Source organism: Pseudomonas sp. GW823-FHT05G12 (genome assembly GCF_058795575.1).
Genome location: NZ_CM179501.1, coordinates 3,126,201 through 3,141,479 on the forward strand (window position 1 = coordinate 3,126,201; position 15,279 = coordinate 3,141,479).

Consider the following 15,279-nt stretch of genomic DNA (forward strand, 5'->3'; position numbering starts at 1 on the left):
CTGTTGTTGTTTTTATGACGGTGTTTGTCGCAGCCCTAGTGGAAAAGGCTGGGTAAGCGCACAGGCCTTATGATGCGTGTTTCCTGAGCCACCACCAGGTCACGGGTGGCATGCAGGTACGCGGCAAAGTCCGGGTCGGCATCCCGCGCTGCGCTGCGCTTCTCGAAGTCATCGAGGCTGTCATAGCCCCACAAGTGCACCACCTGGTTCAACGGCCCGATGCTGCTGGTGTAAAACGCCAGGGGTGCACCGAGGTGGCGCAGCAGGATCGGCATCGCCAGCTGGTCGAACGCCTCGAGAAAGGCTGCCATGCCGCGCGGGCGAATGGTGTAGATGCGGTGGTCGACCACAGGCTTGTCCATCACGCCACCTCCCGTGCGTTGCCCGCCGCCAGCCCCTGCTCGACACCCGCCAGATGGCGCCCGGTGATGTAGGCAAAGGTCATGATCGGCCCCAGGGTGATGCCCGCCCCGGGGTAGTTGCCGCCCATGATGCTGGCGCGGTCGTTACCCACCGCATACAGGCCGTCGATGACTTGCCCGTCGGCCGCCAACACTTCACCGGTCACACGAGTGCGCAGCCCGTCGAAAGTGCCCAGATCGCCCATGATGACTTTCACGGCAAAGTACGGTCCCTCGCCAACCGGCGCTACGCACGGGTTGGGTTGTTGCTGCGGGTCGGCCAGGTAGCGATTGAAGCTGGTGCTGCCGCGGCCGAACTGACGGTCTTCGCCGTGGACGGCCCCAAGGTTGTACTCGCGCACAGTCTGCTCCAGCCCTTGCGCATCGATACCGGCCTTGCCGGCCAACTCCGCCAGGGTCTGGCCCTTGAGCAGGTAACCGTTGCGCAGCAATGGCCCCAGCGGCATCGGCGCAGGCTTGGCAAAGCCCAGCCCGTACTTGGCCAGGGTGCGGCGGTCGCACACCAGCCACATGGCGGTTTCTGCCTGGTCGGAACACGCCTCGATCAGCGCTGCGCCTACGTCGTGGTAGGCATTCGACTCGTTGGTGAATCGCTGCCCCGAACGCAGCACGCCGATCACACCGGGCTTGTAGCGGTCGAGCAAATGCGGAAAGGCAATATGCCGCCCACCACCCACCGGCACCTTCGACACCGGCATCCAGGCTGCAGGTGCCTGCAGGCAGATATCGACCTTTGCTCCCAGCGCTTCGGCCATGCGCGCACCATCGCCGGTGTTGCCCGCTGGCACCGGTGAAAAATGCTCGCCGCCACGCCGTACATGCGGGTAGGCCTGGCGCAGCCGTTGCAGGTCATGGGAGAAACCGCCACAGGCCAGCACCACCCCACGCCGGGCCTCGATGCGCTGCTCGCTGCCGGCCTGCCCGGTCACCGCCCCCACTACCCGCGCCCCTTCGCGCAGCAACTGCCGCGCCGGGGTGCCAGTGAGAATCGGAATGCCCAGGTCCAGTGCCGAGCGTACCAGCCGTGCCGCCAGGGCATTGCCACTGGTGACCTGGGTGCCGCGTCGGTACAAGGCCAGCTCCTTCAAATGGGTCAGCAGGCGTTTGGCCACGTAGGCGAACGAGGTCAACGAACGGGTGACATTGAAGAAGTGCTTGAGGTCGGCATTCGACGAATTGAACATCATGCCGATGAAGGTGATGGTCTTCAGCGGCGGGCGCAGCCGCGCCATGTCGGGCCCCAGACCACGGATGTCGTAAGGTGCGGCCAGTATTGAGCGGCCCACATCGACGCCGCCTTCCACCTGCGGGTGATAATCGGGGTACAGCGTGGGCACGAACTTGACTGCCGTCTCGCGCTCGAAAAACTCAACCATCTGCGGCGCGTAGCGCAAGAATGCCTCCACCCCGGCCGCATCGAAGCAGGTACCGGTTTCATTGCGCAGGTAGGTCATGGCCGCTGCTTGGCTGTCATTGCCCCCGTGCCGGGTGCCCGGCACCCACAATACGCCGCCGGAAAACGCCGTGGTGCCGCCGAAGCACTCCTCCTTTTCGATGACGATCACATCCAGGCCAAGCTTTTTCGCCGTGATGGCTGTCGCCAGGCCGCCAGCACCCGCACCGATGACCAGTACATCGCAGCTACGCGTATTCATTGGCCTGCCCCCTCGAAGCCAGGGCGCGGGATCAATGCCATGGGCATGCTTTCCAGTCCGCCATCCACGGTCAGCTCGGCGCCGTTGATATAGTCGGCGCGGCGGCTGGCCAGAAACAGCACGGCTTCGGCGATGTCTTGCGGTTCACCGATGCGCTGGTTGGCGGTCATGGCGCTACGCCGGCGCTCCACCTGTGGGTCGGCATAGAACGCTGCCGACAATGGCGTGCGGATCAAACCCGGGCATACGGCGTTGCTGCGCACACCGCGTGGCCCCCATTCCACGGCAATCTGCCGCGACAACATGCTGACGCCTGCCTTCGCCGCGCTGTAGGCGCCACTGTTGGGTTGCGGGTAATGTGCTGCAATCGAGGCCACATGCACGATACGGCCCTGGCCGCAGTCCAGCATGGAACGGCCAAAGGCCTGGGCACACAAAAGGTAGCCACTGAGGTTGACCGCCAGCACCTGGTTCCATTGTTCCAGGCTTAGCGTGTCCAGCGCACCGGGGCGCAGCACGCTGGCATTGTTGATCAGTACATCGCAGCGTCCATGCAGCGCCTGTACCTGGGCCGCAGCCTGCTCCACGCTGGCCGGGTCGGCAATGTCGCAGGCCAGGGCACTGACTTCGCCTGCACTGTGTTCCCCCAGGGTGGCCGCCAGTTCGCGGCATTTGTCCAGGTCGCGGTCAAGCAGCACCACGTGGGCCTGCTGCTCCACCAAGGCTGCGGCCAACGCTGCGCCAATGCCGCCGGCCGCGCCGGTCACCACGCATACGGCCGACTCCAGGCCTAGCCACTGAGAAAGGATCTTGTTGTTGTGCATGCTGTTCTCCAGAGCGTTGCTTGTTCTGGGCAACAGGCTATGGCCGGCAGGCCCACCGGCAGAATGGACAAAACCTGCAACCAGCCCCACATTCCCGTCAATTTGCCCACTGCGCCCTGAAGCCTGCGTGCAGCTATGGCACAGTAGCGGGTACTGAACAGAACAATTACAACACCATGAACAAGATCCCCAATTACGCCCTGTACGGTGAAACCGCGCAGCCGGTGTGGCACGAAGCCTTGCATGTGGAGCAGATATCCCAGCGCTCTGGCGCGCACAACTGGGAGATTGCCGCACACCGTCACGAAGGCTTGCTGCAGCTGTTGTACCTGCAAAGCGGTGGCGGCGAGGTGCTGTTCGACAGTGACCGGATTCAGGTTCATGCGCCCTGCGTGGTGTACGTCCCGGCGCAGGTGGTGCATGGTTTTCATTGGGCCAGCCAGGTAGAAGGCCAGGTAATCACGGCTGCGCAGCACCCGCTGGATAGCATCGCCCAGGTGCTGGCACCCAGCGTGCTGGTGCAACTGCGCAAACCACAGGTGATTGCCCTGCCCCACCGGGCCGCCGATGAAGACCCGTTGTTGCCCCTGTTTCGGGCCCTGCGCGAGGAATACCACAACCGCGCCCGCGAGCATGTGGCCAGCAGCATGGCGCTATTGCTGGCACTGATGATCCATGTCCTGCGCCATGAGCCGTACATACCCGCAGGTGAGCAGCGCCCAGTATCAAGACGCAGCCAGCAACTGACTGCTTTTCGCGAGCTGGTAGACATGCACTACCGCGCGCACTGGCCACTGGCGGAATACGCCGCCGAGTTGGGCATGACCCTGGTGACGTTGGGGCGGTTGTGCCAGGAACACCTGGGCATGACGCCGATGAATGTGATCAATGCCCGACTGGTGCTGGAGGCCAAGCGCATGCTCGGGCATTCGAGTCTGAGCGTGAAAGAAATCGCTCATGAGCTGGGGTTTGCCGATGTGGGGTATTTCAGCCGGTTCTTTCGCAAGCAGGCGGGGGTGAGCCCTAGCGGATTTCGGGAGGGCCAGTAACGCCCCGCAGGCTCTGTGGGTGTTACTGGCAATGCTTGCGTCTGTGGCTTACCCGCGAAGAAACCCGTGCAGGAAACATCAAACAGCCAAGGCCCGCTGCACTTCCCCCACCGTGGTCGCCAAACTGCTCAGGTGCAGGCTCGACACCCGCTCCACCGGCGCCTGATCCAGCGGCCATTGCAAGGCAATGCTGCCGACCAGGCGCCCTTCGGCATGTACCGGCAAGGCAATGGCGCGGATCAGGAACGGCAGGCGTACCGGGTATTCCCAGTAGCCTTCGGTGCGCTGACCAAAGCCCTTGTGCGCTTGTTCTTCGATATCGCGCAACAACCCATCGTCATCCAGCCGCTCATGGGCCGCCAGGCGCTGCAGCGCGCTGCTATTGCTGTTAACTTGAGCGCACTGCTCAGCTTCAGACAAGGACTGCTTCATGCCTCCAAGCCCGACCACCCCAAGCGGTTTCATCCGCGTCCGTGGCGCCCGCGAGCACAACCTGAAGAACATCGATGTCGATATCCCCCGCGACGCCTTGGTGGTGTTCACCGGCGTGTCTGGCTCGGGCAAGTCTTCGCTGGCGTTCTCCACGCTGTATGCCGAAGCCCAGCGCCGCTATTTCGAATCGGTCGCGCCCTATGCCCGGCGCCTGATCGACCAGGTTGGCGTCCCGGATGTGGATGCCATCGACGGGCTGCCGCCGGCGGTGGCCCTGCAGCAGCAACGCGGCACGCCGAGTGCACGCTCCTCGGTGGGTAGCGTGACCACTTTGTCCAGCTCGATCCGCATGCTCTATTCCCGCGCTGGCCATTACCCGCCCGGGCAAGCGATGCTGTACGCCGAAGACTTTTCTCCGAACACGCCCCAAGGCGCTTGCCCGCAGTGCCATGGCCTGGGCCGTGTCTACGAGGTGACCGAAGCGACCATGGTCCCCGACCCGTCGCTGACCATCCGTGAGCGTGCGGTGGCGGCGTGGCCAATGGCCTGGCAAGGGCAAAACCTGCGCGACATTCTGGTCACGCTGGGCTATGACGTCGATATCCCTTGGCGCGACCTGCCTCAGGCGCAGCGCGACTGGATCCTGTTCACCGAAGAGACGCCCACCGCCCCCGTGTACGCCGGCCTGACGCCGGCGCAGACCCGCGAAGCGCTCAAGCGCAAACTCGAGCCCAGCTATCAAGGCACGTTCATGGGTGCCCGGCGTTACGTGCTGCATACCTTCATGCACTCGCAGAGCGCGCAGATGCGCAAGCGTGTGGCCCAGTACATGCGCCCCAGCCCCTGCCCGCTGTGCCAGGGCAAACGCCTGAAGCGCGAAGCGCTGGGCGTGACCTTCGCCGGGCTGGACATCGCCGAACTGTCGCACCTGTCGTTGCAGGCGTTGGCCGAGGTGTTCCGCAAGGTGGCAGCAGCCGACTACCTGACCCAGCAGCAGGACGAGCTGACACTGGAAAAACGCCTGGCGGCCCAACGCATCGCCAACGAGCTGCTCGAACGCATTGATACGCTGCTTGACCTCGGCCTCGGCTACCTGGCCCTGGAGCGCAGCACCCCGACCTTGTCTTCTGGTGAACTGCAACGCCTGCGCCTGGCCACCCAGCTGAATTCGCAGCTGTTTGGGGTGGTCTACGTACTCGACGAGCCGTCGGCCGGCCTGCACCCGGCCGACAGTGAAGCGCTGTTCGAAGCCCTGCAGCGCCTGAAACAGGCTGGCAACTCGGTGTATGTGGTGGAGCACGACCTGGACACCATGCGCCGCGCCGACTGGCTGGTGGATGTAGGGCCAGCTGCCGGCGAGCATGGTGGCACCATCCTCTACAGCGGGCCGCCTGCCGGCCTGGTCGAGGTGCAACAGTCATGCACCCGCACCTACCTGTTCAATGCCCCGGTACAGGCCGCACGCGCCCCCCGCCAGGCCCGCGACTGGCTGAAGCTCGAAGGCATCACGCGCAATAACCTCGATAACCTGAGCGCTGCATTTCCGCTGGGCTGCTTTACCGCCGTTACCGGTATTTCCGGCTCGGGCAAATCCAGCCTGGTCAGCCAGGCCCTGCTGGAACTGGTGGGGGCACACCTGGGCCATGCCGAGCAACGTAGCGAGCCCGAAGCGCAAAGCCTGGAAGACGAACCCGAACAGACCAGCAGCGGCCACGTAAGCGCCGGGCTTGGCAGCATCAAGCGGCTGGTGCAAGTTGACCAGAAGCCGATCGGCCGCACGCCGCGCTCCAACCTGGCCACCTACACAGGCCTGTTCGACCACGTGCGCAAACTCTTCGCGGCTACCGAGCAGGCCAAGGCAAAGGGCTTCGATGCCGGGCGCTTTTCCTTCAACGTTGCCAAGGGCCGGTGCGCCAACTGCGAGGGAGAGGGTTTCGTCAGCGTAGAGTTGCTGTTCATGCCCAGCGTATATGCGCCCTGCCCGACCTGTCAGGGTGCCCGCTACAACCCCGAAACCCTGGCGGTGAGCTGGCAAGGCATGAACATCGCGCAAGTGCTGCAGTTGACCGTCGACCAGGCCCTGCAGGTTTTTGCCGAGCAACCGCCTGCCCGCCGTTGTCTGCAAGTGCTGCAGGATATCGGCCTGGGCTACTTGCGTCTGGGCCAGCCGGCCACCGAGCTGTCCGGTGGTGAAGCGCAGCGGATCAAGCTGGCGACCGAACTGCAGCGCATGGCCCGCGGGGCGACCCTGTATGTGCTGGATGAGCCCACCAACGGCTTGCACCCGCAGGACATCGACCGGCTGCTGGTACAGCTGAACCGCCTGGTAGAAAGCGGGCATAGCGTGGTGGTGGTCGAACACGACATGCGAGTGGTGGCGCAGAGCGACTGGGTGATCGATATCGGGCCGGGGGCTGGTGATGCCGGGGGCAAGGTGGTGGTCAGTGGCACGCCGCAGGTGGTGGCGGCATGTACCGACAGCCGCACGGCGGCGTTTTTGGCCAAGGCCTTGTGATGCCTGCGCATTGCCAGTTTCCTGGGCCGCCGATTAGAATGCGATCAATTCTTGATTGCACTCACGCTTCCGGAGCCACGCGCCCGCCATGCCACCCGCCGAACCTAGCCTCAACCTGCAGGTCCAGACGCTGTACACCGAGCACCATGGCTGGCTGCAGGGTTGGCTGGGCCGTAAAGTGGGCAATGCCTGCGATGCCGCCGACCTGGCTCACGACACGTTCGTGCGCCTGCTCAGCCGCCAAGGCAACCCCTACTTTGGCAACGAACCCCGGGCCTTGCTTACTCATATAGCCAAGGGCCTGGTGGTCGACCGCTGGCGCCGCCAGGATGTCGAGCGGGCCTACCTGGAGGCCATCGCCCATTTGCCGCAACCCGAGGTGCCTTCGCCGGAAACGCGCTGGCTGATCCTTGAAACCCTGTACCGCATCGACGCCATGCTGCGCGACATGCCGGCGCGGGTACGTCAGGTGTTCCTGCTGTCACAGCTGGACGGCCTGACCTACGCCCAAATCGCCGAACAGCTGCAGGTTTCGCTGATCACGATCAAGCGCGACATGCGTACGGCATTCCTTGCCTGCCTGAGCATCGAGTGATGGTGCAGCGCATTGACCCGCTGATCCTGGGCGAAGCGGCTGACTGGCTGGTGCAGCTGCAATCGGGCACCGCCACTGAAGCCGACCACCGCGCCGTGCAGGCCTGGTGCAAGCGCAGTGCCCAGCACGCCCAGGCGTGGCAGCGTGCAGAGGCCATCCTCGGTGATTTCCGCCGCCTGCCCACACCGGTTACCGGTGAAACCCTGCGCCGTCTGAGCCGTAACGGCGCGGTAAGTCGTCGCCAAGCGCTGCATCGCCTGGGGCTGTGGCTGCTGGCAGCACCGGCAGCCTGGCTGGCCTGGCGCGAAACGCCGTGGCAGCAATGGACCGCCGATGCGCATACAGCGGTCGGCGAACAACGCACGTTGACGCTCGCCGACGGCAGCCAGGTGCTGCTTAACACTGACACCGCCATCGATATCACCTTTGACGCGCGACAGCGCCGCATTGACCTGCTGGCGGGCGAAATTCTACTGACCAGCGCCAAAGACCCAGCGACCCCGGCCCGGCCACTGTCAGTGCGCACCCCGCATGGGCAGGCAACTGCCAGGGGCACTCGCTTCAGCGTGCGCATCCATGGCCCGCTGACCCAGGTCGCCGTCCTGGAAGGCGCAGTCGACACTCGACCGCTGCATGCCGACAGCCTGTTGCTCAAGGCAGGCGAGCGCAGCGCTTTCGATGGGGACCGGGTGCTACCGGCCTCACCGCTGGAAACCGGTGACCTGGCCTGGGAGCACGGCATGCTGCTGGCTCGCGACATGCGCTTGGCCGACCTGCTGCAAGAGTTGGCCCGCTATCGCCCCGGCGTGCTGCGCTGCCACCCGGCAGTGCGCGAGCTGAAGGTGTCTGGCGCATTCCCGCTGGCCGACACCGATGCCAGCCTGCGGCTGCTGAGCGACACCCTGCCGGTGAACATTCAGGGCATGACCCGCTACTGGGTAACTGTGGAGCCACACGTGTGAAAGCCTGGCAACGCTCACGGTGATCGCGCCAACCTTCAACGTGTGAGCAGGACAGTTGTTCCCACAGGGACGATGGGCAGCACGATTGATACCTTTTCCTGCGTCGTCCGGTGATGAGTGCAGAACCTTCATTTCTGCACCCACAGGACCCACGCATGACGCCTCGCCAGCCGTACCGCTTGCCTTTGAAGGCCCTGAGCCTAGCCATCGCCATGGCCGCCCTGGCCCCCACCGCGATGGCAGCCGACACCTCCGCGCGCACTTACCACCTGGCGGCAGGCCCGTTGGCCGATGTGCTGGCGCGCTTTGCCGCCAACGCCGGGGTGGCGTTGTCATTCGACCCGGCCCTGCTCAGGGGCGTACAAAGCCAAGGCCTGGAGGGCAGCTACAGTATCGCGCAAGGCTTTGCCCGTCTGTTGGCCGGCAGTGGCTACAGCCTGATCACTACCGACAGTGGCGGTTATACCTTGGCGCCGACGGTCGACCTGGGCAATGCCGTGGAACTGGGCGCGACTACCATCAACAGCGACCTGGCCGCCAGCACCGATACCTGGCAAGGTGGCCAGGTAGCCCGTAGTGCCCGCCTGGGCGTGCTGGGCGACCAGGCAATCAGCGACGTGCCGTTCAGCGTTACCAGCTATACCGCCAAGACCATCGCCGACCAGCAGGCCCGTACCCTGGGTGACGTGCTGCTCAATGACGCGTCAGTGCGCCAGTCGGCGGGCTTTGGCAACTTTTCGCAGGTATTCACCATTCGCGGTTTGCCGCTGAACACCGACGACATCAGCTATAACGGCCTGTACGGGGTGCTACCGAGGCAGATCGTGACGACCGAGGCACTCGAGCGGGTCGAAGTATTCAAGGGTTCCAGTGCTTTTCTCAATGGGGTCGCACCACAGGGTAGCGGCATCGGTGGGGCGATCAACCTGGTGCCCAAGCGTGCCGAAGATAGCGCCACGCGGCATGTCACCCTCGACTACGCCACGGGCGACAACGTGGGTGGCCACCTCGACCTGGGCCAACGTTTTGGTGAAGACAACCGTTTTGGCGCCCGCATCAACCTGGCTCAGCATGACGGTGGCAGCGGCATCGATGACGAGGCCCAGCATTCCACCCTGCTTGCCGTGGCCCTTGACTACCGTGGTGAACGGCTGCGCCTGTCCACCGACCTGGGTTACCAGAAAGAGCGTATCAACCAGGGCCGTGCGGTGATCTACCCCACCGGCGACAAGGTTCCCCGGGCGCCATCGGCGCGAGACAACTACTCGCAGGCCTGGAGCTGGTCGCAGCTGGAAGACACCTACGGCATGCTCAACGCCGAGTACGACCTGAACGACGCCTGGATGCTGTATGCCGGCGCCGGGGCCAAGCATACCCGTGAGAACGGCGAGTATTCCTCGCTCTATGTCAGTGACGGGAATGGCACCGCACGCGGCGGGTTCCTCTATGCGCCCCACGACGAAGACAACAAGAGCGCCGTCGCCGGCGTCAATGGCCGCTTTGCCACCGGCCCGGTCAGCCACCGGGTCAATTTTGGCCTGTCGGGCCTGTGGGGTGAGCAGCGCTCGGCCTACGAGGCGCTGGCGGCCAGCAAGCGTTATGACAGCAACCTTTACAACCCGGTCAAGGTGCCGCGCCCGACCGATACCTATTTCGGCAGCGATTTGCACGACCCGCGCATCGTCGGCAAAAACCGCAACAAGAGCGTCGCGTTGTCCGACACCCTGGGGCTGCTGGATGACCGCGTGCTGTTGACCGTGGGCGTGCGCCGGCAGTCGATCAGCGTCGACAGCTGGGCGACTGCCACAGGTGTGCGCAACACGCCTTACGATGAGTCGATTACAACCCCGGTGTATGGCCTGGTGATCAAACCCTGGGAGCATGTGTCGTTCTATGCCAACCGCATCGAGGGCCTGGCCCAGGGGCCAACGGCCCCCTCGAGTGTCAGCAATGCCAACGAAGTATTCCCGCCCAAGCGCAGCAAACAGGTAGAGGCCGGGGTGAAGCTGGACTGGAACAGCTTTGGTGCGAGCCTGGGCGTGTACCGTATCGAGCAGCCCAACAGCGTGACCTATCGCGCTCCCGGGGCAGCGCTGGACACGTTCAGCATGGACGGCGAGCAGGTCAACAAGGGGGTGGAGCTGAACCTGTTCGGTGAACCGCTAGACGGCTTGCGTCTGCTGACAGGCGCGGTGTTCATGCACACCGAACAGAAAAACACGGCCTATGGCAGCAACGACGGCAACCGTGCTGCTGGCGTGCCGCGCTTTCAGTACAACCTGGGCGCCGACTGGGACGTGCCCGGTATCGAAGGCGCCGCGCTCAGTGCCCGGCTGCTGCGCACGGGTGGCCAGTATGTGAATGCGGCCAACAGCCTGAGCATCCCCGCCTGGACCCGGGTGGACCTGGGCGGGCGCTACCGCTTCAAGCTCGACGACAAGCAGGTGACATTGCGCGCCAATGTGGAGAACGTGGCGAACAAGGCGTACTGGGCTTCGGCGTCGACCTCGAACAACTACCTGACGCAAGGTACGCCGCGGGTTTTGCGCTTGTCGGCCAGTGTAGACTTCTAAGACGCTTTGATGAGCAAGGCTGAACGCTGCAGCGTCTAAAGTTCCTGCAGGGTGCCCCGGGTGCGTCCACGGCAGAACATGATGTGATTGCCACTGGCCTTTTCACGGACAAGCCCGCGAAAAGGCCAGAACAGGCTTACATCCACCAAGCCAGCACCACCGGCAACCAGGCAAACGACAGCACCGTAGAACACATCACCAGGTTCGCCACCTGCTCTGGCTCACGGTTGGCCCGCACCGCCATCAGGTAGTTGAACACGGCTACCGGCATCGCCGACTGCACCATCAGCACCGCACGCTCCAGGCTGTCCATACCCAGTACCGCGCCCACTGCCCAGCCCACCGCAGCCCCCAGGCCAATGCGCAAGCCGCCCAGCAGCATGCCGCTGCCCACATGACGCAGGCGAATGCTGGCCAGTGACACCCCCAAGGTCAGCAGCATGAGCGGAATGGTCATGCCGCCCAGCAGGTCTGCGGTGTTGGCCAGCCAACGCGGCAGTTCGAAATCGAGAAAAATGATGGGCATGGCGCCGGCCAGGCTGATGACGATAGGGTTGCGCAACAGCGCCTTGAGCGAAGCCGCCGTGCCGGAGATGGCCATGCCGATGGTGAACTGCACGATCGACAGGGTCAGGAAAAATGCCACGGCCAGGGCCAGGCCATGCTCCCCGAAGGCATACAGACTGATCGGCAGGCCCATGTTGCCGGTGTTGGGGAACATGAACGCCGGCAGCAGTACCCGCCAGTGCATGCCCGACGCGCGACACACCAGCAAAGCGGCCAGGGCCATACCCAGGGTGCACAGCAAGCAGGCCACGGCCATGCTGGTAAAGGCATTCGGGTCCAGCTCGGTACGGCTGAGGGTGGACAGTACCAGCGAAGGTGTGCCGACGGTCATCACCACCCGGGCGATGAAGTCAGTGGGATAATCCAGGCCCTTGCGGGCCCAGGCAAAACCAATTCCGGCGACGATGAAAACCGGGGCCAGGACTGCGAACAGCGACGCGAACATGGGGGCCTTCCTTGGTGGGGTTCGGCATTATGCAGCACTCAGTGAGATTACCGGGCCGATTTCAATGCACGCAGGAGCCGCCATCGAAAATGTCTGTGGAAGACATGTTCATGTCGCGCTGAGACTGCGGCGTCTCGTCGCACACCCGAGCCCCTTGGGCAAAAGCGTCCAAGCCCGTAGAATCCCGCTTCCTTTTCGCCCGTCGCCTTGAACGGTGGCAACCAGCAGCAATGACAGAGTCAGCGCCTGAACACATGAACGCACATGTGAAGTAGGCTCAACCCTCCCCGCCCGGCCCATCTCCCATAGCGCCCAGCGGTTGAGTCTTGCCCAGGTCGCATCCGTGTCGCCACTCGCCCCTTGCCGGGTCGAGCCGGTGTGCGCGCCGAGAAGGTGCTCATTCCGCTCATCCAACTAGAGGTACGTATGTCTCCGCGTTTGCTGGCCATGGCGCTGGCGCCCCTGCTCGGGCTGTTCATCATTGCCCTGGGCAACGGCTTCATGTCTTCCCTGACCACCCTGCGCCTGGGCGCCGCCGGTGAGTCTGCCACTACCATTGGTATCGTCTCGTCGACTTACTTCATCGGCCTGACCCTCGGCGCCATCTTCAACGACCGGCTGATCCTGCGCATCGGCCACATCCGCGCCTATACCAGCTTCGCCTCGCTGATCGCCGTGACCATCCTGCTGCAAGGGTTGTTCTACGAGGTCACCTGGTGGTCGGTGCTACGCCTGATCAACGGCTGGGCCGCAGTGGGCGTGTTCCTGGTGATCGAAAGCTGGCTGTTGCTGGCTGGCGACGCGAAAATCCGCGGCCGCCTGCTGGCGCTGTACATGATCGCCTTCTACGGCGCCGGGGTGATCGCCCAGGCCGGTCTTGGCGAAATCACCCAGCTAGGCGATACCGCCCCGTTCATGCTGGCCGGCGTGCTGGCCGCCCTGTCGGTGTTGCCGATCGTGATCCTGCCGCGGGTGTCGCCGCTGCTGGACCAGGTCGAACCCCTCAAACCTCGCCAGTTGCTGGGCGTGGCACCGTCGGGCCTGGTCGGCTGCTTCGGCTCGGGTGTAGCGATTGCCGGCATCTATGCGCTGCTGCCACTGTACCTGCAGCGCATCGGCCTGGAGGTGGGTGAGGTCGGCAACATGATGGCCTGGGTGATCCTTGGCGCGATGCTGCTGCAATACCCGGTCGGGCGCTGGTCCGACCGCAAGGACCGCCTCGATGTGCTGCTCGCGCTCGCCGCGTTGTGCGTTGTCCTGTCCCTTGTAACGGTGTTCCTGCCATCGGACTCGTTCCTGCTGCCGGCCATGCTGTTCCTGCTGGGTGGTGGCGTGTTCACCCTGTACCCGGTGGCGGTCAGCCATGCGGCCGACCGCGCGCCGTCCGATGCGCTGGTGCCGATGATCCAGGGCCTGCTGCTGATCAACTCGCTGGGCTCGGCCATGGCACCGGTGGCCATTTCGCCGATGATGACCGAGTTTGGCGAGGCTGGGCTGTTCTGGGCGTTTGCCGTGGTCAACCTGGCCATGGTGTGCTTCTTCATGTGGCGCCGCGGCAAACGCCCGGCGGCAGAGCACCCGGCGCCGTTCACCGCTTCGACCACCTTCTCGCCAACCGGTGCCGAGTTGCGGGTGACCGAAGACCTGATGCATGCGGCGCAGGAGCATCCGCCGCTGGAGCCGGTCGAAACCCCGGCAACCGCACAGCGCTCGGAATCCTGTTGATTGCCACTCGTCGCCCAGAAGGCACCCCGCCAGCAGCTGCCAGCCAAACGAATGTCAGATCTTGCACAAAGGAGAAGTCCCATGATCCGTATTCGCCCGCTGTCCCTGAGCCTGGCGCTGGCCCTGACCAGCCTCACCGGCGCTGCCTTCGCCGCCACCGACACCCATACCGACAGCCATCCGCAAACTGACCAATCCGGCGGCAAGACCGCCGGTGAAGGCAGCAGCGTCAACAGCCCCGGTAGCAGCAAAGGTAACGACAGCAGTGACACCGGCAGCAATGCCGATGCCGCCGACGGTGCGTCTGGCGGCTCCAACAGCACCGGCGAAGCCACCGGCTCTGGTGCCGGAGCCAGCGGAGGCACTGCCGAGGACCAGGACAGCCGCTGAAGCAGACCTGGTCTAGACTGAGCCCTGACGCCCTGCCAAGGATTGACCATGCACTTCAGACACTGGCTGTTCGCTGCTTTGCTGCCCTGCACAGCGTTAGCCGCCGCAGGCGGCCAAGGCGCGATGTCGGTCAGTTCCTCGTCTTTCACCGATGGCGGCGTCATTGCCCTGCAACAGGTCGGCCAGGACCCGGCATGCGGTGCCGGTGAAGAGCGGACCCCGCAACTGAGCTGGGACAACCTGCCCGCAGGTACGCGGTCGCTGGCCCTGATCATGTTCGACCCGGACGGTGGCAAGGGTGTGGGTGTGGTGCACTGGGTGGCCTACAACATCGATCCCGAACACGATGGGCTCAAGGAAGGCATGGCGGGGTTGAGCGGGCCCTACGTGACAGTGGGCCGCAACTCCCGTGGCACCCAGAGCTACCGCGGCCCCTGTCCACCCGCCGGCGACAACCCCCATCATTACGCCCTGACCCTGATTGCCACCGACCTGCCCTTGGGTACCTTGCCCGAGGGGCTGGACCGCAGCGGCCTGCTGCAACTGCTGCAAGGCCACGCCCTGGGGGCGCAGAGCCTGGTCGGACGCTACGGCCATTGAACCAGTCAGTACAAAAATAAATGATCGGCCCCATAGCATTTATCCATTGAATGGCCCGCACGAACTGAAGTAAGCTCGGGCTCATTCACTGGAGAGCAACATGCCGAAACACACCCGCAACCACGCCAACCACACCGGTCGCAGCCTGCGCCCTGTGCTGGCCGTTGCCGGCTGCGTGGCACCTGCCAGCTATTACTTTGGGTATTGGTTTAGCCACTAGGCGCCGATACCCACCCGGCGTCCACCTTCGAGGGGCCGCCGAACATGAGAATACTCAAACCCCCGGTCGGCTTCCCGACCGGGGGTTTTGTTTTTCAGGCCTTTGACCAACACCGATTCACTTTGAGGACAGATTCATGAACTACGCCACTTATTACTACGCAAACACCTGCGCCTGGCGATTTAGCCAATCCCGTTCGGGCCAGCCTGCCGCCTCCGACCGGTCTTCTACAGGTGGCAATGCAGCAGCCAATACGAATTCAACGATCTGTCGAACACCTCGATAGGGCCGACCATGCGGGCTTG

Annotated in this window: 12 protein-coding genes and 1 pseudogene; 8 read left to right on the top strand and 5 right to left on the bottom strand. The window is 64.1% G+C overall.

Annotated elements, in window-relative coordinates:
- Window positions 1-35: 35 nt before the first annotated feature.
- Genes AC3RCM_RS14155 through AC3RCM_RS14165 form a run of 3 tightly spaced genes read right to left on the bottom strand, consistent with a single transcriptional unit; the run spans window position 36 to window position 2,901 of the window.
- The gene (locus tag AC3RCM_RS14155) at window positions 36-362 is read right to left on the bottom strand and encodes an NIPSNAP family protein (protein ID WP_004374204.1); all 327 of its coding nucleotides are present in this window, start codon (window positions 360-362) and stop codon (window positions 36-38) included.
- Window positions 362-2,077 carry an FAD-dependent oxidoreductase gene (locus AC3RCM_RS14160; protein ID WP_274147343.1) on the bottom strand — a complete coding sequence of 572 codons (1,716 nt, stop codon included), beginning with the start codon at window positions 2,075-2,077 and terminating at the stop codon, window positions 362-364. Before AC3RCM_RS14160 ends, AC3RCM_RS14155 begins: the two co-directional genes overlap by 1 nt.
- Window positions 2,074-2,901: an SDR family NAD(P)-dependent oxidoreductase gene (locus tag AC3RCM_RS14165; protein ID WP_104887580.1), complete on the bottom strand. Its 828-nt coding sequence runs from the start codon at window positions 2,899-2,901 to the stop codon at window positions 2,074-2,076. Before AC3RCM_RS14165 ends, AC3RCM_RS14160 begins: the two co-directional genes overlap by 4 nt.
- A 176-nt stretch (window positions 2,902-3,077) precedes the next feature.
- Between AC3RCM_RS14165 and AC3RCM_RS14170 the strand changes: the two genes are divergently transcribed.
- On the top strand, window positions 3,078-3,950 hold the full coding sequence (locus tag AC3RCM_RS14170; protein WP_064490703.1) for a helix-turn-helix domain-containing protein: 873 nt from the start codon (window positions 3,078-3,080) through the stop codon (window positions 3,948-3,950).
- 78 nt (window positions 3,951-4,028) lie between these two features.
- Here the strand turns inward: AC3RCM_RS14170 and AC3RCM_RS14175 are convergent.
- Window positions 4,029-4,322 (bottom strand): annotated as a pseudogene (locus AC3RCM_RS14175) (IclR family transcriptional regulator); the annotation flags it as partial.
- Between the two features lie 58 nt (window positions 4,323-4,380).
- Here AC3RCM_RS14175 and AC3RCM_RS14180 point away from each other — a divergent pair.
- The 4 genes from AC3RCM_RS14180 (at window position 4,381) to AC3RCM_RS14195 (ending at window position 11,027) form a co-directional block, all read left to right on the top strand.
- Window positions 4,381-6,897: an excinuclease ABC subunit UvrA gene (locus AC3RCM_RS14180; RefSeq protein WP_064490552.1), complete on the top strand. Its 2,517-nt coding sequence runs from the start codon at window positions 4,381-4,383 to the stop codon at window positions 6,895-6,897.
- 88 nt (window positions 6,898-6,985) lie between these two features.
- Window positions 6,986-7,492 (top strand): sigma-70 family RNA polymerase sigma factor, encoded by a 507-nt coding sequence (locus AC3RCM_RS14185; protein WP_064490553.1) that lies wholly within the window; start codon window positions 6,986-6,988, stop codon window positions 7,490-7,492.
- Window positions 7,492-8,454: a FecR domain-containing protein gene (locus tag AC3RCM_RS14190; protein WP_049586091.1), complete on the top strand. Its 963-nt coding sequence runs from the start codon at window positions 7,492-7,494 to the stop codon at window positions 8,452-8,454. Before AC3RCM_RS14185 ends, AC3RCM_RS14190 begins: the two co-directional genes overlap by 1 nt.
- A gap of 155 nt (window positions 8,455-8,609) precedes the next feature.
- On the top strand, window positions 8,610-11,027 hold the full coding sequence (locus AC3RCM_RS14195) for a TonB-dependent siderophore receptor (RefSeq protein ID WP_409320474.1): 2,418 nt from the start codon (window positions 8,610-8,612) through the stop codon (window positions 11,025-11,027).
- Between the two features lie 136 nt (window positions 11,028-11,163).
- Here the strand turns inward: AC3RCM_RS14195 and AC3RCM_RS14200 are convergent, their stop codons facing one another.
- Window positions 11,164-12,039, bottom strand: coding sequence for an AEC family transporter (locus tag AC3RCM_RS14200; protein ID WP_014591064.1), 876 nt, complete (start codon window positions 12,037-12,039; stop codon window positions 11,164-11,166).
- A gap of 426 nt (window positions 12,040-12,465) precedes the next feature.
- On the opposite strand from AC3RCM_RS14200, the gene AC3RCM_RS14205 reads away from it, so the two are divergent.
- From AC3RCM_RS14205 to AC3RCM_RS14215, 3 genes are all read left to right on the top strand, one after another.
- Window positions 12,466-13,764, top strand: coding sequence for an MFS transporter (locus AC3RCM_RS14205; RefSeq protein WP_020190937.1), 1,299 nt, complete (start codon window positions 12,466-12,468; stop codon window positions 13,762-13,764).
- Between the two features lie 81 nt (window positions 13,765-13,845).
- On the top strand, window positions 13,846-14,154 hold the full coding sequence (locus tag AC3RCM_RS14210) for a hypothetical protein (protein ID WP_019438461.1): 309 nt from the start codon (window positions 13,846-13,848) through the stop codon (window positions 14,152-14,154).
- A gap of 48 nt (window positions 14,155-14,202) precedes the next feature.
- A complete protein-coding gene (locus tag AC3RCM_RS14215; protein WP_064490555.1) occupies window positions 14,203-14,754 on the top strand; it encodes a YbhB/YbcL family Raf kinase inhibitor-like protein in 552 nt (183 codons plus the stop codon).
- Window positions 14,755-15,279: the final 525 nt, after the last annotated feature.